At 42.2% G+C, this 22,124-nt stretch carries 16 protein-coding genes and 1 pseudogene; 8 read left to right on the forward strand and 9 right to left on the reverse strand.

Translation table 11 applies throughout. From position 1 onward, the window contains the following. Window positions 1–590 precede the first annotated feature (590 nt). On the forward strand, window positions 591–1,769 hold the full coding sequence (locus tag V7K27_RS07030; protein ID WP_334945634.1) for a calcium-binding protein: 1,179 nt from the start codon (window positions 591–593) through the stop codon (window positions 1,767–1,769). An 834-nt stretch (window positions 1,770–2,603) separates the two neighbouring features. On the opposite strand, the gene V7K27_RS07035 is transcribed toward V7K27_RS07030, so the two are convergent. The 4 genes from V7K27_RS07035 to gatB all read right to left on the reverse strand — a co-directional run bounded on the left by V7K27_RS07035 (window position 2,604) and on the right by gatB (window position 7,618). Next, the gene (locus V7K27_RS07035) at window positions 2,604–3,929 is read right to left on the reverse strand and encodes a DUF58 domain-containing protein (RefSeq protein ID WP_334945635.1); all 1,326 of its coding nucleotides are present in this window, start codon (window positions 3,927–3,929) and stop codon (window positions 2,604–2,606) included. A gap of 192 nt (window positions 3,930–4,121) precedes the next feature. Next, window positions 4,122–5,438, reverse strand: a complete 1,317-nt coding sequence (argJ, locus tag V7K27_RS07040) for a bifunctional ornithine acetyltransferase/N-acetylglutamate synthase (protein ID WP_334945637.1) — start codon at window positions 5,436–5,438, stop codon at window positions 4,122–4,124. 458 nt (window positions 5,439–5,896) lie between these two features. After that, on the reverse strand, window positions 5,897–6,124 hold the full coding sequence (locus V7K27_RS07045) for a hypothetical protein (RefSeq protein WP_334945639.1): 228 nt from the start codon (window positions 6,122–6,124) through the stop codon (window positions 5,897–5,899). 18 nt (window positions 6,125–6,142) lie between these two features. Continuing rightward, window positions 6,143–7,618 (reverse strand): Asp-tRNA(Asn)/Glu-tRNA(Gln) amidotransferase subunit GatB, encoded by a 1,476-nt coding sequence (gatB, locus tag V7K27_RS07050; RefSeq protein ID WP_334945641.1) that lies wholly within the window; start codon window positions 7,616–7,618, stop codon window positions 6,143–6,145. Between the two features lie 130 nt (window positions 7,619–7,748). On the opposite strand from gatB, the gene V7K27_RS07055 reads away from it, so the two are divergent. The 3 genes from V7K27_RS07055 to V7K27_RS07065 all read left to right on the forward strand — a co-directional run bounded on the left by V7K27_RS07055 (window position 7,749) and on the right by V7K27_RS07065 (window position 10,022). Further along, window positions 7,749–8,294 (forward strand): DNA topology modulation protein, encoded by a 546-nt coding sequence (locus V7K27_RS07055; RefSeq protein ID WP_334945643.1) that lies wholly within the window; start codon window positions 7,749–7,751, stop codon window positions 8,292–8,294. 87 nt (window positions 8,295–8,381) lie between these two features. Further along, on the forward strand, window positions 8,382–8,597 hold the full coding sequence (locus tag V7K27_RS07060) for a hypothetical protein (protein ID WP_334945645.1): 216 nt from the start codon (window positions 8,382–8,384) through the stop codon (window positions 8,595–8,597). A gap of 1,074 nt (window positions 8,598–9,671) precedes the next feature. Further along, window positions 9,672–10,022 (forward strand): hypothetical protein, encoded by a 351-nt coding sequence (locus tag V7K27_RS07065; protein WP_334945649.1) that lies wholly within the window; start codon window positions 9,672–9,674, stop codon window positions 10,020–10,022. Window positions 10,023–10,205: 183 nt separating this feature from the next. On the opposite strand, the gene V7K27_RS07070 is transcribed toward V7K27_RS07065, so the two are convergent. After that, window positions 10,206–11,216, reverse strand: a complete 1,011-nt coding sequence (locus V7K27_RS07070) for a cyanophycin synthetase (protein ID WP_334945651.1) — start codon at window positions 11,214–11,216, stop codon at window positions 10,206–10,208. Between the two features lie 810 nt (window positions 11,217–12,026). Between V7K27_RS07070 and V7K27_RS07075 the strand changes: the two genes are divergently transcribed. The 3 genes and pseudogenes from V7K27_RS07075 to V7K27_RS07085 all read left to right on the forward strand — a co-directional run. After that, complete coding sequence (locus tag V7K27_RS07075) at window positions 12,027–12,263, forward strand: hypothetical protein (protein WP_334945653.1); 237 nt, start codon at window positions 12,027–12,029, stop codon at window positions 12,261–12,263. 273 nt (window positions 12,264–12,536) lie between these two features. After that, on the forward strand, window positions 12,537–13,556 hold the full coding sequence (locus V7K27_RS07080) for an MvdC family ATP-grasp ribosomal peptide maturase (protein ID WP_334945655.1): 1,020 nt from the start codon (window positions 12,537–12,539) through the stop codon (window positions 13,554–13,556). Between the two features lie 268 nt (window positions 13,557–13,824). Further along, a pseudogene (locus V7K27_RS07085) lies at window positions 13,825–14,022 on the forward strand (MvdD family ATP-grasp ribosomal peptide maturase); the annotation flags it as partial. A 66-nt stretch (window positions 14,023–14,088) separates the two neighbouring features. On the opposite strand, the gene lnt reads toward V7K27_RS07085, so the two are convergent. The 3 genes from lnt to V7K27_RS07100 all read right to left on the reverse strand — a co-directional run bounded on the left by lnt (window position 14,089) and on the right by V7K27_RS07100 (window position 19,761). Continuing rightward, window positions 14,089–15,690: an apolipoprotein N-acyltransferase gene (gene lnt / locus V7K27_RS07090; RefSeq protein ID WP_334945656.1), complete on the reverse strand. Its 1,602-nt coding sequence runs from the start codon at window positions 15,688–15,690 to the stop codon at window positions 14,089–14,091. Further along, on the reverse strand, window positions 15,671–18,286 hold the full coding sequence (gene gyrA, locus V7K27_RS07095) for a DNA topoisomerase (ATP-hydrolyzing) subunit A (RefSeq protein WP_334945657.1): 2,616 nt from the start codon (window positions 18,284–18,286) through the stop codon (window positions 15,671–15,673). Before gyrA ends, lnt begins: the two co-directional genes overlap by 20 nt. Window positions 18,287–18,426: 140 nt before the next feature. Then, window positions 18,427–19,761: a chloride channel protein gene (locus V7K27_RS07100; RefSeq protein ID WP_334945659.1), complete on the reverse strand. Its 1,335-nt coding sequence runs from the start codon at window positions 19,759–19,761 to the stop codon at window positions 18,427–18,429. Window positions 19,762–19,987: 226 nt separating this feature from the next. On the opposite strand from V7K27_RS07100, the gene V7K27_RS07105 reads away from it, so the two are divergent. Then, window positions 19,988–20,185, forward strand: a complete 198-nt coding sequence (locus tag V7K27_RS07105) for a hypothetical protein (RefSeq protein WP_334945661.1) — start codon at window positions 19,988–19,990, stop codon at window positions 20,183–20,185. Window positions 20,186–20,394: 209 nt separating this feature from the next. Here the strand turns inward: V7K27_RS07105 and V7K27_RS07110 are convergent, their stop codons facing one another. Further along, window positions 20,395–21,939, reverse strand: coding sequence for an RNA-directed DNA polymerase (locus V7K27_RS07110; protein WP_334945663.1), 1,545 nt, complete (start codon window positions 21,937–21,939; stop codon window positions 20,395–20,397). Window positions 21,940–22,124: the final 185 nt, after the last annotated feature.

The following is a 22,124-nucleotide window of genomic DNA, read 5'->3' on the forward strand; positions in this document are numbered from 1 at the left end:
TAGATAGCATTAACTTGGAAGTAGTGGCTCCAAGGATATTGAAGTTACAGCAGAAATCATGTATTTGAACCACATCTGTCGTAGGGGCACAGCAATGCTGTGCCCCTACCTGCGTGGTCTATTTACCTGAAAATAGCTGTAATTGATCAATACAAGTGTTCTTGGCTCAGTCTGGTCATGTCTGCGTCCGTAATTTTGATAACCTATAACGGTTCTCTTTATTCCTTATCAACTAAAAAAATATGAAGATTATACAAAGATCAGTACTTTTAGATACATTTGCCGGCAAATAGTGTGAAGAATATGCAAAGATGTTTCTTCAAATATAGACATCTAAGTAAATTAGGATGTAATTAATCATTGTGGGGTTATTTAGATGTTACCTATTTTCCAGTTAAACACCCACGGGCAATAGCCTACAAGGAGGACTTAACAATTAAAAATTAAAGACATTTTCCGACGGAGCGAAAAGTGTTGACATGACAGTATGCTGAAAAGGTTAACTTTTCCCAGATTATTAGTGCTATAAAACAGCACTAACAGCAACTTGATGAAGTTACTGAAAAAATTGATTTAGGTAAGTAAAAGTTATGGCAAATATCATTGGCACTAATGGTAATGATACCCTACTGGGTAGTAACGGTGCAGACAAAATCGACGGTAAGAGTGGCAACGACTTGCTGCAAGGTGGTGCGGGGAATGATACTCTCATTGGTGGTGCAGGTAATAATACCATCTACGGTGGTATTGGTGACGATTACTTGAGCGCTAACAGTTCAACAGGCAAGAATCTGCTCTCTGGAGATGATGGCAATGATTCTCTCTCCGTCTCTGGCTACTACAGCTTCACATACCCAGACGACGAGTACGACTCTCGCTCGTCTGCCAATAACACCCTCAACGGTGGTGCAGGTCAGGATAACTTGAGTGCTGAGGGTTCAAAAGGCAATAACCTGCTTTCTGGGGACGATGGCAATGATTCTCTCTCCATCTCTGGCTACTACAAAGGAAATGACTACGACTTCCAGGACTCTCGCTCGTCTGGCAATAACACCCTCAACGGTGGCGCTGGTAACGATACCTTGAGTGCTGGCGGTTCAACAGGCAATAACCTGCTCAATGGTGGCGATGGCAATGATTATATCTCCATCTCTGGCTACTACAGCTACACTCCTGGAGACGAAAACGACCCCCGCAACGTCTCCACCACATACGACTCTCGCTCCACTGGCAAGAACACCCTCAACGGTGGTGCAGGTAACGATACCTTGAGTGCTAGCGGTTCAACAGGCAATAACCTACTCTTTGGTGGCGATGGCAATGATTCTCTCTTTGCCTCTGGCGCCACTGGTAATAACACCCTTGATGGTGGGAATGGCAATGATATCCTCACAGGTGGCAATGGTAATGATATCCTCATAGGTGGTCTTGGTAATGATACCCTCTATGGAGGAGCTGGGACTGATACCTTTGTTTTCAAGAGTTACAATGAGGGGATTGATCGTCTTTATGACTTCAAGGCGACTAATGAATTCATTCAGGTATCGGCTGCTGGTTTTGGTGGTGGGTTATCAATCGGTTCACTTAAGACAAACCAGTTTACCCTCGGAACATCTGCAACGACAAGCAATCAACGATTTATCTATGACAATATTACAGGTGGACTGTATTTTGACCAAGATGGCAGTGGGGGTGCATTTACTCAGGTAAAATTTGCCCAATTATCTGCTGGAGTGTCACTAACCAAAAACAATTTTGTGGTTGTTTAATCGGAATTAGGGTTTTTCCCTCACTAAGCGGCACGGATTGCGAGGTGTTCAAAATAGCACCTCGCATTCGATTATTCAATACAATTAGTGTTAACTGAGATAGTTAGATAAGTCTTACGTAAAAGCCTTTTCATCGGGTGAATCTTTGAGAAATATTAGTGATCCTCAAGGGTGACATATATAAGGATACCGAAAACTTCAAATTTCGGTGAGTTCTTTGCGATCGTAAATAGCACTAAACTCAAGTTTAAGAACTGAAGTTACCAATCAACGATTTATATATGACAATATCACAGGTGGACTGTATTTTGACCAAGATGGCAGTGCGTCTGGGTTTACTCAGATAAAATTTGCACAATTATCTGCTGGATTGTCACTAACCAAAAACAATTTTGTGGTTGTTTAATCTTACAGCTATTTTCAGGTAAATAGACCACGCGGTAGGGGCACAGCAATGCTGTGCCCCTACAACAGATGTGGTTCAAATACATGAAAACTGCTGTAATTAAGTAGGAAGGCACAATTAAATATAAGATAAAACCTCACCCTCAATCCCTCTCCTTGGTAAGGAGAGGGAAGCCGGAGGCAGAGTGAGGTTTTATATTTAATTTGACCCACTTACTTAGCGCTCTGGCATCACTAAGGAATAAGAATTAAATAACATAGAATTTATGTCCCTGGCTTACCTCACCCTCAATCCCTCTCCGATGTATTGGAGAGGGAAGCTAGATACAGGATGAAGTTTTGCATTTTATTTAATCCACGTTCCTAAGCGGCACGAGATGGGAGGTAGTATTTTAAGCATCTCCAATCCGATTCATCAATGCAACGCCGCTAAAGTTGATTTCGCGCTTTGAGTTGCAGATATCGCTCAACTAACTGATCGGCAATTTGATTTGCTGGTGCATCTAGTACCAATACACCTTTTTGTTTCAGATGGGCAAATGCTACTTGTCGTTGCATTAATAAATCAAGTGCCACTGCACGGGCATAAGCATCTGTAATATCATCTGTGAAGGTGTGTGCCAAACGATCAACTTGCGGATCTCGGAGAGTCACGCAAAACGGGAGATAGCGGGGTGCTAGCTTGGAGAGGGCGGCGAGGAGTTCTGTAGAAGCGGTGACATCAACTAAGTCGGTAATCACCACTACAAGCGCCCTGCGAGTTTGTCGCTGCAAAACATTTGTCACCGCCCCCAAATAATCAGATTCAAATAACACTGGTTGAATTGGAGTTAGGCGATCAATTAGCTGATTCAAATGATGTTGACCGCGTTCTGGGGGAATCCACGTATGCATCTGGCGGTCAAATACACCAACTCCCACGCGATCGCCTCGATGTAACCCCGCCAAAGCTAAGGATAAAGTTGCATTCATTCCCCAGTCAAATCTCTGCAAACTCTGCACTTTTGCTGTCATCAACCGGCCACGATCAAGCAAGATAAGTAATGTTTGTTCCTGTTCTGGTTCCAAAACCCGCACCAGTGGCATTGCATTACTATAGGCGCCAACCCGACGGGCGGTAGCTTTCCAATCAATAAACCGCAAATCGTCACCAGTGCGATAGTTCCGTAGTTCGGCAAATTCTGTACCAATACCAGTTTTGCGAGATTGGCGCATTGATCCCGATGATTGCAGTGTCAGACGAATTGTGAGCGATCGCAATCCCACTAAATCAGGATAAACTTTCACTGGCAGACTTTGGGGAATTTGCCAATCATCCCAAGCTAATCCCCAAATTCCCAACTGTCGGACTTGAATATTTCCCCAAGGAAACTCTCCCCGTTGTGTCGGCTTGACGGTATACGTCAATTCCTGAGTGCTGTTATTGGGAACAATCGCCCGGAGTGCGGGTGCAGATACGCCAAACCCTGTTGGGTAGTAATCGCAGATTTCAATTAGGGCGTTAGTATTTGGCGATGTCACTTTCAGCACCACTGGATTATCCCGCCCAATCGATAATCGTGACGGTAATTCGCGGCTAATTTGCACGCGAGAACGCCGCACCTGTAAACCATCTACAACCATCAATCCGAGAACGATCGCATCAAATAGTAAAGTGATGGCGATCGCTGCTGTAATGCTGAGAAAAAGGGATAGGATCAGGGCGATCGCTATACCCAAAACCAACAATAAATAAACTCGTCTGGAAGGAAGCATTTTTTAGAGTCAGAAGTTAGGAGAATGACGATTAGCTTAACCTACGTCATCATTGGCAAAGCGGTTAAAGAGTAAGTCTAAAGCATAGTTACGAAGTTGGTAGTAATGATTAATCAAGCTAGATTTGGCAAAGCGATCGCAGCCAGTAAACGAGATTTTAATGTCTCAACCTAGCAAACAGTTGTGAGTCGTTCATGTAGTATATTCGGCGTTAATCCTCACGTAGTCGTAACTTAAATCACAACCCCAAGCTTTACCTGAACCATGACCATTGCCAACGTTGACTGCAATGATCACCGGATTATCTACTTGTTGAGCCTTGATAGTGCTTCTATCAAAGGATAAATCATTACTATTATTGGTAGCAATGAAGTCTTTGGGGAGGGAAGAATCAACAACTGCTTTTTTCAAATAAGCACTTGCTGCTGCACGGTCAAATTCTAGAGGTTGACCATTTTCTAACATTAAAAAATTCCCTAGTTTAATTTGCAGGTTTTCTTGCTCAAAGGGCACGCCTGCACGTCCGGCGGCGGCGGCGATGCGTCCCCAGTTGGGGTCACGTCCAAAGATTGCAGATTTAACTAAGGATGAACCAGCGATGGTTTTGGCTATTTGTCTAGCTGAGAGTTCATCATGAGCGCCTGTCACTTCCACTTCAATTAGACAGGTTGCGCCTTCACCATCACGAGCGATCGCTTTGGCTAAATGCTGGCAAACTGCTGTTAACATCGCCTCTAATTTCTCTGCTTCTGCGCCCCATTCTGTAATTGCTGGAGTGCGAGATTGACCGTTTGCCAAGGCAATTAAGCTGTCATTGGTGCTGGTATCACCATCTACGGTAATGGAATTAAAGCTTCTATCAGCCGCCCTTGCTAACATTTGCTGCCAAAGGTGAGGCGAAACCACAGCATCACAAGTCACAAATGCCAGCATGGTTGCCATGTTGGGATGTATCATACCGGAACCTTTGGCAATGCCACCAATTCGTACCGGGCGTTCGCCTATAGTTGTCTCTAGGGCAATGGATTTTGTTACCAAGTCTGTAGTGATAATTGCTCCGGCGGCGGCATCTGAGCCTGTTTCTGAGAGTGCTGCTACTACCTTGGGAATTCCGCTTCGCAAAGCATCCATCTTAATTCTTTGACCAATCACGCCTGTGGAAGCCAATAACACAGATTCAGACGAGATGTTTAAGGCTTGGGCTACTGCCATAGCAGATTCTAAAGCATCAAGGTAGCCTTGAGTCCCTGTAGCCGCATTTGCTTGTCCGGCGTTGCAGAGGATGGCGCGAGCGCTATGTTTAGCTTGCAAGCGTTGGCGACAATATTCTACGCAGGCAGCTTTAACTTGGCTGGTGGTAAATACACCAGCTGCGATCGCTTCCACCTCTGAGAATATCAAAGCTAAATCTGGCAACCCCGAAGGTTTCAACCCTGCGGTAATTCCCGCCGCCTGATACCCCCTTGGTGCTGTGATGCCACCTGTTATTTTTTGCCAATCTTCTGTCATTATTCTTCCTTATAACTATCAGGTTGGATAGGTCAATTTGTGCTTTGCAAAAGTGCTGAGTTAGGAGTTAGGAGAGACGCGATTAATCGCGTCTGTACAGGAGTTATTAGTTTCCCTCTACTTCCCCTGCTTCCCAGTCCCTTTTATTGTGAGTTTATTTACTGATGGCAATAATAATGCACTAGTTGGCCATTGGCATAATTGTTTTTACCTTTCTTATGACGAAAGACAAAAGCAAAAAATGAGAGCCACTTGGGTCGCTCACCAGATCATCACGGTGCATCTACTTAGTACACTCTATAATTTATAATCTAAGGATTAATACTTACTTTATGGAAATTCTTTTTAATATTATTATAAAGTTAACCGTAAATACCACAAAAATCAAATAAAAAAGAGAGCTACTTAGGCAGCTCTCCAGATCATCAGGGTGCATCTACTTACCACAGCATATCATTTTAGGTATGCGGGTTGTCACCATTTTTTATATGAAGATTCTGTGAAGAAACACCGGGAAAATACTGACTTGGGGCATTGGGCATTGGGCATTGGGCATTGGGCATTGGGCATGGGGAAGGGTAGAATTTTCCCCCTGCTCCCTCATCTCCCTCATCTCCCTCATCTCCCTCATCTCCCTCATCTCCCTCATCTCCCTCATCTCCCTCATCTCCCTCATCCCCCCGCAAAGTTGACTTAACAAACTACTAGGCGGACAATTTTTTCTCCACTAATTCGTTAGTCAGCTTAGGATCAGCACGTTTGCCTGTCTTTTTCAGAACTTGTCCGACAAAGAAGCCTTTGAGGTTGGTGTTACCGTTGCGATACTTTTCTAGTTCTTTGGGATTGGCGGCTATGACTTCATCAACGAGCGGTTCCAATATACTAGGATCGGTGATTAACTCCTGACCAGCAAAGGCTTTCTCAGGAGAAATACCACTGAGCAAATCTGGCAACTTTTCTTTAGCTTGAGCATTGCTAATTTTGCCCGTTTCAATGCGAGTGATAATCTCTGCTAAATTGCTGGGAGTCAGGGCGATTTCAGTGATACTGAGTTTTTGCTTATTGAGGTGTGCTGCAATATCTTGAGTAATCCAGTTTGCAGCAGCTTTGGGATTTGCTCCAGATGCGATCGCAGTTTCAAAATATTCGGCTACTGGATGATCTTCTGTCAACACTCGCGCATCATAAGGCGAAAGCCCCAACTCACTTTCATAATGATGGCGTTTTTGGGCTGGTAGTTCTGGTAATTCGCTGCGCCATTTCTCTAATTGTTCATTTGTCACCTCAATTGGTGCTAAATCTGGTTCGGGGAAGTAGCGGTAATCGCTAGAACCTTCCTTAATCCGCATACTACTTGTGCGTTGAGTGCCTTCTTCCCACAAACGAGTTTCTTGGATAATGCGATCGCCTGCTTCGATTGCGGCAATTTGGCGCTCAATTTCGTAGTCAATCGCCCGTTGGATGGCGCTGAAGGAGTTCATGTTTTTAATTTCTACTTTGGTGCCAAACTCCTTTCGTCCCACCGGACGCACAGAAATGTTGACATCGCAGCGCAGAGATCCTTCTTGCATATTGCCGTCACTCACGCCGAGATAGCGCACAATCCGACGCAACTCTTCGGCATATTCCGCAGCTTCTAGTCCAGAACGCAGATCAGGTTCCGAGACAATTTCCACTAACGGTATACCTGCGCGATTGTAGTCTACCAGAGAATAGGAAGAACCGGAGAGGCGATCGCTGCCTGCGTGTACCAATTTTCCAGCATCTTCCTCCATGTGCAGACGTGTGATGCCAATGCGTTTGCGAGTCGGATTCCCCTCAGCATCTACCAACTCAATTTCTAACCAACCATGTTCTGCGATCGGTAGATCATATTGAGAAATTTGGTAATTTTTGGGTAAATCGGGATAAAAATACTGTTTACGGTCAAATTTGCTATATTTAGCGATTTGACAATTTAGTGCCAAACCAGCTTTTACGGCGTATTCTAATACTTTTTCATTGAGTACAGGTAAGACCCCAGGTAAACCCATACAAACCGGGTCAATGTTAGTATTGGGGTCAGCACCGAATGCCGTAGAGCTATTAGAGAAAATCTTGGTGTTGGTACTTAGCTGACAATGGGTTTCTAGACCAATAATCGCTTCATACTCAGTTTTTACAGTCGTAGCAGTGGTCATAATATCAATATTTGGGCAATAATCCTTGTAGTGGTACTATTGTAGCGGCGTATTGAGTTCCTCTGAAGACGGTTATTTGGGTGAGTAATGCTTACCCTCTTGAGCTTGAAAAGGGAGATGCAAACCAAAGATGAAGAAAATCTTAATCATTGGTTCTGGGGGTGCTGGTAAATCTACCCTAGCCCGCGAACTGGGAACCATCTTAGGCTTAGAAGTGATTCACTTGGATGCTTGGTACTGGAATCCTGGCTGGGTTGAGACTCCAAAAGCTGAATGGCAGAGCATAATTCAAGACCTAACACTACGAGAATCTTGGATTATGGATGGTAACTATGGCAGTACTCTCGACATTCGTTTATCGGTTGCAGATACGGTAATTTTTTTGGATTTTCCCCGTCTTTTATGTTTGTCACGAGTGATTAAACGTCGCTTCATTTATGCTGGACAATCTAGACCTGATATAGCATCAGATTGTCCTGAAAGATTGAACTGGGAATTTATCAAATATATATGGTCATACCCAATTACTCGTCGTCCTGAAATTCTCGAAAAGCTTAGTCAACTAACACCAAATCAGCAAGTTATTATTCTCCGCAAACCAACAGAAGTCAGAGATTTTTTACAAAAGATTTATAATCAGGTATTAAATGGGAAAATTAGTTCAGTGAACAACTAAGATTATGATTGATGTCAAAACAGCAGTAAATGCTGCCTATGAATACATAAAATCCATGCAAGACATGATGGTTCTTCATTAGGAGATTTGAGACTTGAAGAAGTTGAACTTTCTGAGGATAAAAGCTTCTGGTTGATTACTTTAGGATTTGATATTCCTAAAAAACCTCCTAAAAGTCGATTGGAAGACTTAATTCCTACCTCTCTTGCTTCTACCCCTGTGTTGTATGAACGAGAATATAAACTTTTTAAGGTAAATTCTGAAACTGGCGAAGTAGAAGCAATGAAAATTAGACAAGTATGAAAGATTTGATTGCTTCCCTTGTTCGTCGTTATTGCCAAAAAGGAATTTTAATTGATACAAATATCCTGCTTCTCTTCTTAGTTGGGAGCGTCAATTAAGAACGAATAACTAAATTTAATCGAACCCAGCAATTTCTACCAGAAGATTATGAGCTTCTGCTAGAATTTATTGCACGCTTTCAAAAGCTTGTAACAACTCCGAATATTCTGACAGAAGTTAATAGCCTCGCAAATCAACTTGGTGAACCTGAACGTTCTCAGTGCTTTGCAATATTTGCTCAATTTGTTAAAAATGTTGCTCTTATGGATGAATACTACGTAAATATAGGACTAATATTTGATTTTTGAAATGCACGTAGTGGACTGTCTAGGCTAAAATAGTGCATTAGACGTAGGTTGGGTGGAGCGGAGCGCAACCCAACATTATCAGGATGTTGGGTTACGCAAAGCCTCCACCCAACCTACTAGGACGTCAGCCTTAAAACATTGGGTTCAAAAAAACTAGAAAGTCCCAGATAAAACTATTCTATGATTATTTAACCCAACAAATTAAGCTTGCCGCGCTACTACAATTTTTTTGCAACATTTTAGCCGTAGACAGTCCACTACAAGACTACCGAGATTTTTTCAGAAATAAAATATGATTCCTATAGTTTAGATGCTGTTAATACTGAAAAATTTGTCAAATTCGGACTTACTGATAGTGGAATCCTGACTTTATCTAAAGGGAAGTATCTTGTAATAACTGATGATTTCAAACTAGCAAGTTATCTTCAGAGTGTAGAAGTTGACGTGATTAACTTTAACAATATTCGTCCCCTTAACTGGAAGTAAAAACATGAACTACAAAAATATATACGCAACTTAATTAATGTCTTAAACTCTTTAATAATAAATCAAACTATTAACAAAAAATAGCACTCTCGGCTTGTTAGTGCTAACTTATGGCTGAGTGTTAATGCCTATGATATAGACCAAAACTATACTTTTTCTAGATGCTTTAGTTACTTGTCAGGTATTATATTAGAAAAAACTCAAGCTTTCCTGTAAGTAATTTAAAACTGGGAGTACTAGCATGAAATACACTTTTGATATTGTAGGCGTATCTCCACTTTTACAGTTTTTTAATCATCAACAGCAAAATGGGCAAAAACCACCCCACCAAGGCGTGGAATACTTGGGAATGCATACGTGTACACTAGATACGTTTATAGAATCAGTGGAATCAGTTCCAACAAAGTGGGGTTGGAATCTAGATCAAGTCGTAGATACCGTGATTCAGTTTTGGTTGAACAACTCAGACAGTATTCGTTATTGGAAAGTACGTTTAAGTGATGCTGGTAAGGATAATTTACTAGTCACAAGATTGGCAGATATGACTGCCTTACAAGCTGAATTTGAATCCCTACTAGATAAGGAGTGGTGAAGAGATATAGGTACAGCTTAACCTCACCCCGATAAAGCTGTCCTTTATCTCCCCTCTCCTTATTAAGGAGAGGGGTTGGGGGTGAGGTTTTGATATGTACTTCATGTACCTGGGAACCGCTATAGCTAGAATTGAAAAAGAATTGAGGAGCGGAGCAACTTCTACTCCGCCAAAGCGTCAAAATCAATGCTTTTCTCTGTGATTCTCATTTTCAAGTGCTTTGAGAACTTTGAGATATAAATTTTCTACTCTCTTGGTCTGAACTTCACCAAATGATGCATAGTGAGTTAAGCTAGGAGCGCCATTTACTTCAATGATCGTATAATCTCCCATTGGTGATGTTATATCACTAGTAAGAATATCCACACCTGCTAATCTCAATTCCATATCTTTTGTAATACTTACTGCTAATTTTTGAAAATCAGGATGGATATTTTCAGTAAAGTCTATTGCCTCGCCTCCAGTCGATAAATTGGCATTGTCTAAAAGATAAACTATATTATTCTTGGGTATAACACTATTAAAATTTAGCTTCCGTCTTCGCAAGTTTTTGTTGATTCTGTAATCTTCAAAATCTATAATTTCTTTTCTCCCATTTTTGATAAAAGTTTCCTGTTTCTGTTGCATAAGTTCTAAAACATTAGATTGACCATCTCCTATTATAAATAAGGGAATTCTTTGATATGCCGAAACTACTTCATCATCAAGTACTACAATTCTATAGTCATTGCCACTATAGAATCGCTCAACAATAAATCCTGAGATTTTTTGCAAGATTTTCTTGGCTACTTGATAGTATTCTTGCTTGTTGTGAACCTTTGTAACAAATACTCCTTGACTGAGATTAATCGGCTTGACAATTACGGGAAATCCCAACTCTTTAGCATAATAGAATCCTGCATCTATATTCCTGGAATTAGCTATTTCTTCGCATAATTCTTCACTAAAAAATGTTTTCCCTTCAGTAACCTTATAGCCAAATTTATTCAGAAAAAAGCTCGAAACCCCTTTGTCTTTAGCTATTGCTACTGAACCAGAAGAATTAATACTAAACCTGCTAGTACGAAAAAAGCTTTTATTGCCGTTTTTAAAGGTAATCAGTCCCACAAAGGTGCATTCTGGGTCTAATAAAACTACTGCTCCTATTTCCTCTGCTACTTTTTGAATTATTGATGTTACAAATGGTGTTTCCATGATCATAACTCTAATTTTACGGAAAAATATTAACTATTTTATGGCAGTTAGTCAAGACATTTTAACTTACAGCAGTTTTCATCTATTTGAACCACATCTGTCGTAGGGGCACAGCATTGCTGTGCCCCTACTGCGTGGTCTATTTACCTGAAAATAGCTGTAAACAATTGCACTATGTATTCTGCCTAAAACTATAGTAAACAGATGAGAAAACTTCATTTTTTAATATCTAAAGAAACTCGGAAGATTTCAGTATTCTAAACTAACTATAAAAAACGTAAATGCCCGCAAGATGGCTTTAGCGTAGGCGTGTAGTCCGCCGGGCTGTACTAGAGAAAATAGAGTCAGGACTTACGCAAACAATAGCCCAAACCCTGATTTTACGGTAGGGGCAATTCATGAATTGCCCCTACGCTGTGTAGTTTTGCGTAAGTCCTAAGAGTGTATCTGCGCCGATTAACCCTACGCACGTTATCTGAGTTTTTAATAGTAGATTTTCAGACATTGATTTTCACTCTGACCACTGATACGGACTTCACTTATGTATATGTACAAAAATTATACAAACAATATAATTGCAAACTTCTGCTTGAGCATTGTTGTGTCCTGGAAACAATTGCAAATGAAGGCTTTGAGATTCATAGGTATCTGAAAGTTCCAACTTAGTTTGTCTAAAATATAGCGCTAAGTGTTGACAATCTAAAAATAATCGAATAACAAGGTGGCAGCAGCATAAAAAAAAGCGTTAGTGCATTTCTACTCAGAAACTAATTAACGCCCTTCATGAAATTTCATACGGATAACATAATTATGCCAGAAAATACGGATAACAAAGCTTCCAAATCAGACAGTCAGCCTATTGCCTATAAAGAACGCCTCAATTCTTGGGCGATCGCTCGTCTACTTCCTAATACGCAACGGGAGATTGTTGCTCGCTTCCGCAGCCGTTCTGATGCTGATGGCTATATGCGACACCTTCCTCAAGAAATACCAAATGCTTCCTACATGGTTGTTTTTGATTGTCAACACCAAGAAGCTGTGATTTAAAGTACAAGCACAGGCAGTAGACCTCCAACGTTTTACATTGGGCTGTTACTTAATTGCTGGCATTTATAATTATGACCTTGGAAATGCCAGTTAACTTTTTGACAATTTGTTCAACGGATCTAATCTACCACAAAACTTTTTTGCAAGAAATCTACTCTTAGCTTTGCCAACCCCTACCAGGGGTTGGCTTCCCATTATTGCTTGCTTTTTAAGTGGTTTTCCCTGTTAATAGTTTGCAGTAGGGAAAACGCAAGAACAAATTCAAGATGTTTTATGCACCATGAGCGTGATGTAGTTTTATTAATTACCCACAGTGGTGATTACTTCACAATAGATAGAGTTGCCCAAGCCCTTACAAGACGAGGCGCACAACCATTTCGGCTAGACACCGATAAATTTCCGATGACAGTCAAACTCCAGGCTAATTTTAGTAACTTTGGGAGCAATCATAGACTAGAATATGGCGATGTCTTAGGACAAGCCGCTCCGCGTCTACGCTCGTTGAATACAGAGCAGGTGCAAGCAGTATGGATGCGGCGTATTTGGCAACCTGAGTTGAGTAAAGAATTGGCTCCAAAATTTCAAGCAGCATGTAGTGGAGAATCATTGGCCGCCTTAGATGGCTTTTGGGATAGTCTCAGAGAAGCTACATGGGTGGATGATTTACAACGGATTAATGCAGCTGAAAACAAGTTACGCCAACTGCGGGTTGCATCGGAAGTTGGTCTTGCCATACCTCAGACTCTTGTCACCAACAATCCTCAAGAAGCACGAGAGTTTTTCCACCGAGTCAAGGGAAAAATGGTTGCTAAACTCCTCAGACCTCTTTCGTACAGTATGGAAGGCTCCTCTTTTTTTATGTACACTAGCGCAGTTAAAGAAGAAGATTTAGTTGATGCCGAGACACTGCGCTATTGTCCAGTTGTGTTTCAAGAACAAATCCCCAAACGGCAAGAACTACGGGCGGTGTATGTAAATGGTAAACTGTTTGTCGGAGCATTAAACGCATCTAGTTATTCAGCATCTACCCAAGACTGGCGACGTCCGACAAAAGAGGCTTGTACGTGGCAACCCGATGAATTACCTGATGAAATAATCCGTTGTCTCCATGCTTTTATGGCAAAATTTGAACTGACTTTTGGAGCGTTTGACTTCATCCAAACACCATCAGGGGAATACGTTTTTTTGGAAATTAACCCTACAGGAGAGTGGGGAATGCTGGAGAGAGATTTGGACTATCCGATTGCGGAAGCGATCGCAGATACACTACTCTCAACAAGCGCCCAGCGATAACTTTGCCCCTGAAAAATTACAGCTATTTTCAGGTAAATAGACCACGCGGTAGGGGCACAGAAAAAGCTCATTGGTGTCAACTTAACGTGAAAGCCAGTCTATAAGCAGCTTTTAAGATTGTCTCGTTCCCAGTCTCCGACTGGGAATGCCCGTCATTCAGGCTCCGCCTCTCTTACTGGCGGCAGAGCCACCAGGAACTGCATTTCCAGCCAGAGGCTGGAAACGAGATTTTAAAAGGGTTTTGGCTGTAAGCAGGGAATCATACACCTTGCACCAAGATGTGGAAGAGAAGTTGCTCAAACTCATGGCAGAATTTGGCTTGAACTACGGAGCGATTGATATCATTTTAACTCCTGATGGTCGTCATATATTCCTTGAAGTCAACCCAGTTGGCGAGTTCTTCTGGCTGGAACGGTGTCCTGGCTTACCGATTTCTCAGGCGATCGCACAGGTTCTACAGAAATAAAAGAACCTCACCCTGGTTTTGCTATGCAAAACCTGTCCCTCTCCTTGTTAAGGAGAGGGATGTCCGTCAGGACAGGGTGAGGTTTTTGTTTATTTTGTTTGTATCCCTAAGTTGAATCACTAGCCAAGCTCCTCCAGAAGATATCAATAACAAGGGTGTCAACCAATCACCCCAACGCACATATAAAGTCTTTGTCTGTCGCCGATAAATTGTTTCAGCATGAGTTTCGTAGGTATTATATCCAGATATCCACAAGGTTCTACCGTGAGGATCTACAAAGGCTGAATATCCGGTATTAGTTGCCCGTGCTGACCATCGATCAGTTTCAATTGCCCGCATCATATCCTGTGCATGATGCTGGAATGGCATGGATGCAGTGTAATGGGCATCGTTGGAAGAACTGAGGATAAATTGCCCACCCGCCGCAGCTTGACGGCGAAATTGCTCAGGAAAAGCAGATTCGTAACATATACTAGCGATCGCTCGACCAAAAGGAGTGTCAAATAACTGATTTGCTGAACCGGCAACTTGGTGTGCATTCAAAGGCGACAAGCGCTGAACTATTCCGCCTAAAATTCCTTCAAAAGGAATATATTCTCCCAGAGGTACTAGTTTGGCTTTGTCGTAGCGGCTGACAATTTCACCCTTAGCATTGAAAGTAAACAAACTAATTGTATAACTGGCTCCCCGTTCGCCAAAAGCCCCAATCCAAGCAACTACACCTTTTAGTTTCACGGCTGCGACTAAGGCAGTTCCCATCAAGTCACGCTGGAAAATAGGTAAGGCTCCTTCTGGGGTCAGGACTGCATCTACACCTTGGTCTGCTAAAGTTATATACCCACTGGTGTAATTTTCTTGGGCGCGACGAAACCCTTCGGAACTTCGTAAAAGTCGGTTCGGGATATTACCCTGAACAATCCCCACTTTCAAGGCTGCTTCTGGGGGTTGAGCGATCGGACGGCTGTATAAGATCAAACCAATCAGGTGTAAGCTAATTAATAATCCTGTGGCGCTCGCAAAGTATTTATTAACAAACCACAGAGGCGCGGAGGAAATCTTGGCATCTTGGCGCTTCATCCATCCTTCAGCAATTAAACCATTGACGGCAACTATTGCTGCTGTCACAGTATTAGGCCCAGAGAGTTGACCAAGGTGTAAAATCACGAGATTATGCGGACTTTGTGTGTAAGCCAGGGAACTCCACCACAGAGGACCAGCACTCCACAGACTCTCTAAGCCGCACCAGACGGCTGTACCAATCAGTACACGTAACCACGGTTTTTGTCCCACTAGGCGAACCATTACAGCCGCCCAAATAGTAAGGAATACCCCACCCAAGACACTGATAAATCCCCAACAAAAAAGGGTGATTGCCAAACTTGGCAACCAAGGAACGCCCAACCATGTCATCGGATGAATTCCGGTAATCCAAGATAGGGCGACACCATGATAAGCGATACCCCACAGGAAAGCCGGGGGGTATTGGTTTTTACCTTTGGCTGAAGTGACAACTAGCACCCAGAGGGGAACTATGGCAATCCAAGCCAAGAACCATGCACCTACTGGGGCGACAGTTAGCCCCATTAAAATGCCGCTAGTTAAGGCAATCAAGTAAGGGAGTAAGGCGGTTAACCTCTCCCCCTGCTTTTTACTCTGCTTCTTCTGCATCGACAGCATCAGGTGGAACTATTGCCACTCCGGTAATCGCGTCATCTTCATCTAAACGCTGCACTCTAACTCCAGTTGCCGATCGCGATTGGATAGAAATCGCATTCAACGCTTGACGGATGATAATACCGCGATTTGTCACCATCATCATTTCATCGTCATCGTCGTTGACAATGCGTAGGGTTGCCAGCTTGTCTTTGTTTTTGCGGTTTTTGAACTTGGTTGCCATTAAACCCTGACCAGCACGATTTTGCAGTCGGAACTGGGCAACTGGTACGCGCTTACCATATCCTGCCATTGTAATTACTAATACCCAAGGGCCAATACTGCCGTTGCCAGGTACTTCTGCGGATTCTTCATTAGTTTCGATAATTTCGATATCTTCTGTTTCGACTGCTTCGATAATTTCGATATCTTCAATTTCTACTTCTATTTCTGTATCCAAAGTGGCAAGAACTGCTGCGGGGAGAATATCCATGCCCACCAGTTCATCTTTATTTTTCAGTTTCATGGCTTTCACCCCACGAGTCGCCCTACTTAAAGGACGCAATTGTTCGTGGTTGCACCGGAAGTGAATCGCCATTCCGTGACGAGAACCAATGATTACGCTGTCTTCTGCTTTAGCGCGTCGCACCCACCGCAGTTGGTCGCCTTCTTCTAAGGAAATCGCAATCAAGCCATTGGCGCGAATATGACTAAACGCTGCCAATTCGGTTTTCTTGATATTCCCGCCTTTGGTGAGCATAACCAAATATTCTTGGTTGCTAAACTCGTCAACGGGTACAATCGAGGTGATTTTTTCCTCTTTGGGAATGGGTAGCATTTGAACAATTGGTGTCCCGCGACTGGTACGCGAACTCACTGGAATTTGATACGCTCTCAGGCAGTAAACGACACCACGCTGGCTAAAGAATAAAATACTGTCGTGATCGCAGCAAGTTAAGAAATGCTCAACGGTGTCATCATCTTTCACCTTGGCTGCGGCTTTACCTCTGGTAGCACGGCTTTGCGCCTCAAAGGTGTTGACTGGCATCCGTTTGATGTAGCCTTGTTCTGTAACCAAAATGATCGCTTTTTCATTAGCAATTAGGTCACGGTCATCTAGTTCCCCTTCCCCTGGTAAAATCACCGTGCGGCGGGGTGTAGCAAAGCTAGTTTTCAGTTGCGCGACTTCGGTTTCAATGATTTCCAGCACTCTCTCCCGACGTGCCAAAATATCTTGCAAGTCGGTAATCTTCACTTGCAATTCATCGTGTTCCAGACGAATTTTGTCTGCTTCTAAGGCAGTCAACCGCCGCAATTGCATCTGCAAAATCGCATCTGCTTGCACTTCTGAGAGTCCGTAAGTTGTGATTAATTCGCCTTTAGCTGTGGGCGCATCTGGTGCATGGCGAATCAAGACAATAATCGGATCTAACTGGGACAGGGCAATTAATAACCCTTGCAGGAGATGGTCGCGTTCCTCAGCTTTCCGCAGTTCGTAACGGGTGCGTCTGGCAATGGATTCGATGCGGAAATCCAAGAAGACGCTTAAGAACTGCTTGAGGGTGAGTACTTGGGGTTCGCTATTCACCAACGCCAGCATATTCGCCCCAAAGTTGGCTTGCAGTGGCGTTTGCTTGTAGAGGTTGTTCAGAACGACGCGGGGATAAGCATCACGCTTGAGTTCGATCACAACTCGCATCCCGTCGCGATCGCTTTCATCCCGGATGTCTGCGATGCCCTCTAGACGCTTCTCGTTCACCATTTCGGCGATTTTTTCAATCAGCGCCGCTTTGTTGGTTTGATAGGGCAATTCGGTGATGATAATTGCTTCTCTATCTGGGCGTCCGCGCTGTTCAACGGTTTCAATGTTAGCGACACCACGCATGGTAATGGAACCACGCCCAGTAGTGTAAGCTTCTCGAATCGCAGATGTCCCCAAAATCTGCGCCCCAGTCGGAAAGTCTGGGCCGTGAACATACTCCATTAATTCCAGATCGGTGATTTCTGGATTGTGGATCACAGCTACCAAAGCATCAATCAATTCGCCCAAATTGTGGGGGGGAATGTTGGTGGCCATACCCACGGCAATTCCAGAGGAACCGTTGAGCAATAACTGGGGAATCCGGGCTGGTAAAACTGTGGGTTCTTGTTGGGAACCGTCGAAGTTATCGGCAAAGTCTACAGTTTCTAATTCGATGTCGTGCAGTAGACCAGCACTAGTTAAAGCTTGCAAGCGGCATTCGGTGTATCGCATTGCGGCTGGCGGATCGTTGTCTACCGAACCGAAGTTACCATGCCCGTTAACTAAGGGCGATCGCATCGAAAAATCCTGTGCCATCCGCACCAAGGCGTCATACACTGCCGTGTCGCCGTGGGGGTGATATTTACCTAATACTTCCCCCACCACACGGGCGCATTTCTTAAAGGGGCGATCGTGGAGCAGACCTAGCTCGTGCATTGCGTAGAGAATGCGACGATGCACAGGTTTTAGACCATCCCTGGCATCTGGCAACGCCCGACCCACTATCACGCTCATGGCGTATTCCAGATAAGACTGCGACATTTCGGTTCGCAAGTCTATCGGGATAATCCTCTCCTGTGAGGTTGTCATAACCTAAAAATCTCCAAAAATCGTAGATTTTAGCTTTTTTACTCAACAAAGCGCAAAATTATTCTAAATTGCTCTTGAATAATTGCTATAATTTGATACAATCTTAGCATATATTGCTTTTTTATGCCTGGGCAGCTAACTCAGGCACTTGTTTCATTGGTAGCTTCTCTTTCGGATTTGAGTTGAGATGCGATCAGGGGAACTTTCGGGGCAAGAAAAAATCCAATCAAACTGGCAAAAAGGATTGGCGTAAAGGGACTCAAGTTAGTCAGTTTTGACAGTAGCAAAGTCGTACTTATAGGTGTGCGGGTTACGGCTGCATTCACAGCCGCCATTGTACAAATCATGGCAAGGGCAGGATTAAGTCCCGGAATTAAGACTACTACTGCTTTACCAATACAAGCACCAGTGAAAAACAGGGGAATGATGAATCCACCGCGCCAGCCACCTGTTACCGTAATGCTAATGGCAGCCATTTTACCAACAGCTAGAGTTAAGAGAAAAACAGCACCAAAGCTAGTAGTGAGGACTGAATCTAACTCTTCATGTCCAAAATAACGCGTCAGGGGTAATAAAACTGCTAAAGTGCCAAGTCCCAATCCTGCTAGTGTTGTGCGTACATAAATGGGGACGGGAATCAGGGCAAAGATGCCCAGACGTGAAATGGCTTGCCAAAAGGCATCGCAGCCCCGAAAAATGCCCATAAAAATCCATCCCGCCCCCGCCCCGATAATTCCGAACAAGATTGCGATCGCAAAATCATCAATCTTTTCTAGGTGATACTGAGGAAAATGCCAAGTAGGGGCAATTCCCAAGTGGGTAATTGCTGCAAACACCACATAACTAGCGCAACTCGAAACAATGGCTGGCATTAAGGCTTCGTAATATTCCACAATATGCTGATGGTGCAAAATCTCCAGGGCGAACATTGCACCGCCAAGAGGTGCGCCAAACAAGGCAGTGAAGCCAGCCGCCATCGCTGCTAAACTCATAGTTCTGAGGTCTTCACCTTGGAGTTTTAAGCGATCGGCAACCCAAGTACCAAAAGAACCTGTTACCTGTACCAGTGGTGCTTCTGGACCAGCACTACCACCTGCCGATATACTAATTAGAGAAGCAAGAATCATTGAGGGATTTTTGCGAACATCTAGGCGTCCGCCACGAAAATGGATATTATCAACAATCACGGCGATTTCACCGGGATTTCCCAAAAAATGAATCACCAGACCGATAAATAAACCGCTAAGTGGCATCACTATCAGCAGGCTAAAACCCTCAAATTGCTGGAGTCTGTGAGTTAAAAACTCTAAAACATTCCAGTACAACGCCGCAAATAGACCACCAGCAGTCCCCACAAGTACCCAGAGGATTACCCACTGCGAAATCATTCGGGGATTACGCTTTACCAGTCCAAAAAGTTGAGCAAATGTCCAGCGTTGAGTTTCATTGTTAGCGGGGGGCTTGTTTGGTAACACTGCTTATTTCCTAATTGAGTGAAACGGAAAGTACTGAATATTTACGCTTTTTATGGTATAGGCTATTTAGTTTAGTAAATCATCTTTGGTCTACAAAGAGCGATGTCTAAGGGCGGGCTGTTCGGTGACGTCTTTCTTACCACTACTGTGTGAAATTAAGTCCCAAGATAGTGTGTATTCACTCTAGAAGAACTTAAGCTTGGGGTATAAGTTTAGGGAAATAGTGATGAATAAGGAAACAGTTCCTAGTCAAGCTGAAAAGTCGAATCCAGAAGGCGATCCATCGCAACTAAGTCCAGAGGTACTGGACAAAATCAAACATCCTGCTAGAATCGACGATGTTATTCGGGAGCAATCACCAGAAGAACGTAAAAGTAACCCAGCTTTAGTACCGGAAATGATTGATGATTCAACTGATGATTGATTGGATTTTATATCTCGTCAACTGTGACTCTCTGGATTTGAGTATTTTTGTGTGATGGTGTGGGGATAGTACATTGCTTGACTCAATTTTAGTCCCATGTCTGAGGACAAGCTGCTACCCTACTCTTCATAGTTCTGCTTTGCAGTACACGAATGGCTTCGATTTATCTGATCGCCCTTTGCAGAAGGCACATCTTGATTCACTCTTTTTTATTTTGACTTTGCCCATTTTATTAATAATTCATTCAACAAATTATAATCTTTTACATAATCCAAAAAGAATTTTCTCTCTTCTACAGGTAAAGATGTTGATGCGATAATAAATGCACGTTTACACCAGACATCCATACTAGGATAACTTTCCTTAAGCTCTCGAATCCAGTCACCCATATTTTGAGAATAAGCGCTTAATAAAATTTCTCGTCTCAAACTTGATGGAGAGTTTTGATATAAAGCAATAAGTTGACTCGCATTATTTAGTGATGCGTTTCTGGCAAAAAGGCTCATAAGGGAAATTTGAAAATATTCATTTGATTTTATCAAATCACTATTTAAAACATGAAAAATCTTACTTCCTAATATTTTCCAATCAACATTATAACTATTATTTACTGTTATTAAGTAGTGGCATATATCACTAATTGCTGGTGTTAGAATATCAATATTATCAATACAAAATTCCACCCCTGACGGAATACCTACTTGCGAAAGTCTTCTTAAAAACCATCTGAGACGTGTATAATTTGGTTCATCACTATTCAAATACTTAGATAATATTTGAGTAACAAAATGTTTGGAAAAAAAGTATAATTGTGGATCTGGCAGTTTTGTAATATTTATACTTGTGTATGGATTGCTTGATGAATACATTTTTATTATATTTATAATATTTTCTTCATCACTATTGATTGGCTGGTCTTTAGTCATTGATATACAATGGTGGTTTAATTCATCTGCTGTATATATTTTTGTTTTATGTCTCTGTAGTATTAGCCTTTGTTGCCTGTCAAGGATTTCTGCCATCTGATAAATAATAATTTTTGCTTCTTGTGGAGTGTTACAAAATATAATAATATCGTCTACAAAGCGACAAAAATCTAAACCTTTCAAAGATAAGCTGTTATCTACAGGAACTAATGAAAGCTCTCCTAATAAGTGTGTAGCATGTGGTCCAATAGGAATTCCTCTAGAGACTTTTGCTGTCACGCTTTCTAGGAGATTCATTAACCATTTTTTGACTTGATTAGGAAATCCAGATTGGATTAATTGATTTTCAATATTATGGTGATATATTTGATTGTAAAAATCTGCTATATCTAAGGAAACTGCATATTTATAGTCTGATATCTTATTTTTACAATTTTCCCAATACTGTAACCAAGAAACCCTTGGATTATATAAACTCCAATCATTTTGGGGCGCAAACCTATAACCAAATACTTTATTTTCAGATATTAATATTCTTCGATTTTCGATCAATTGTCCAAATTCGTAAATAATTGCTGTCAATATAATATTATCCAAAGGATCTAGTTGTGTTGCTATCCTGTATGAAATTTCATCCTTGGGTACTATAAATCTTCTTGAAGGATTATGTTGATAGTTTCCTAAGTCTATGTCTTTAAACCTATTAATTGCTTCATTTTCAATTTCCTGAAGAATGTCAAATTCAACAGGTTTAGGAAATAAATCAGTATCACTATAGTTAACTACATGGTTTAAAGCCCATCTTACAGAATTTTCTTGCAGTTTCATTTTTATATATCCACAATAAATATCAAATCAGATTAAGTGAAGCAAAACCAGTAATTATTATCTTTTATCTACATTCAACAAAAAATAAGCGATGGGTTACGGCTTTGCCTAACCCATCCTACAAACTTTTTCAGATTTTCTTGCCTAACCTACAAAAAACTATAATTAAGCTAACATGGATTTTA

This window comes from Nostoc sp., assembly GCF_036919575.1.
In the GTDB taxonomy this organism is placed as follows: Bacteria; Cyanobacteriota; Cyanobacteriia; order Cyanobacteriales; family Nostocaceae; genus Nostoc.

Bases quoted from the DNA above. Each gene is read 5' to 3' on its own strand.
- V7K27_RS07055 (WP_334945643.1), top strand. From the start codon at position 7,749: ATGAAGAAAATCTTAATCATTGGTTCTGGGGGTGCTGGTAAATCTACC.
- V7K27_RS07035 (WP_334945635.1), bottom strand. From the start codon at position 3,929: ATGCTTCCTTCCAGACGAGTTTATTTATTGTTGGTTTTGGGTATAGCG.
- V7K27_RS07075 (WP_334945653.1), top strand. From the start codon at position 12,027: ATGCCAGAAAATACGGATAACAAAGCTTCCAAATCAGACAGTCAGCCT.
- V7K27_RS07030 (WP_334945634.1), top strand. From the start codon at position 591: ATGGCAAATATCATTGGCACTAATGGTAATGATACCCTACTGGGTAGT.
- V7K27_RS07070 (WP_334945651.1), bottom strand. From the start codon at position 11,216: ATGGAAACACCATTTGTAACATCAATAATTCAAAAAGTAGCAGAGGAA.
- V7K27_RS07065 (WP_334945649.1), top strand. From the start codon at position 9,672: ATGAAATACACTTTTGATATTGTAGGCGTATCTCCACTTTTACAGTTT.
- gyrA (WP_334945657.1), bottom strand. From the start codon at position 18,286: ATGACAACCTCACAGGAGAGGATTATCCCGATAGACTTGCGAACCGAA.
- lnt (WP_334945656.1), bottom strand. From the start codon at position 15,690: ATGCAGAAGAAGCAGAGTAAAAAGCAGGGGGAGAGGTTAACCGCCTTA.
- argJ (WP_334945637.1), bottom strand. From the start codon at position 5,438: ATGACAGAAGATTGGCAAAAAATAACAGGTGGCATCACAGCACCAAGG.
- V7K27_RS07080 (WP_334945655.1), top strand. From the start codon at position 12,537: ATGCACCATGAGCGTGATGTAGTTTTATTAATTACCCACAGTGGTGAT.
- V7K27_RS07105 (WP_334945661.1), top strand. From the start codon at position 19,988: ATGAATAAGGAAACAGTTCCTAGTCAAGCTGAAAAGTCGAATCCAGAA.
- gatB (WP_334945641.1), bottom strand. From the start codon at position 7,618: ATGACCACTGCTACGACTGTAAAAACTGAGTATGAAGCGATTATTGGT.
- V7K27_RS07110 (WP_334945663.1), bottom strand. From the start codon at position 21,939: ATGAAACTGCAAGAAAATTCTGTAAGATGGGCTTTAAACCATGTAGTT.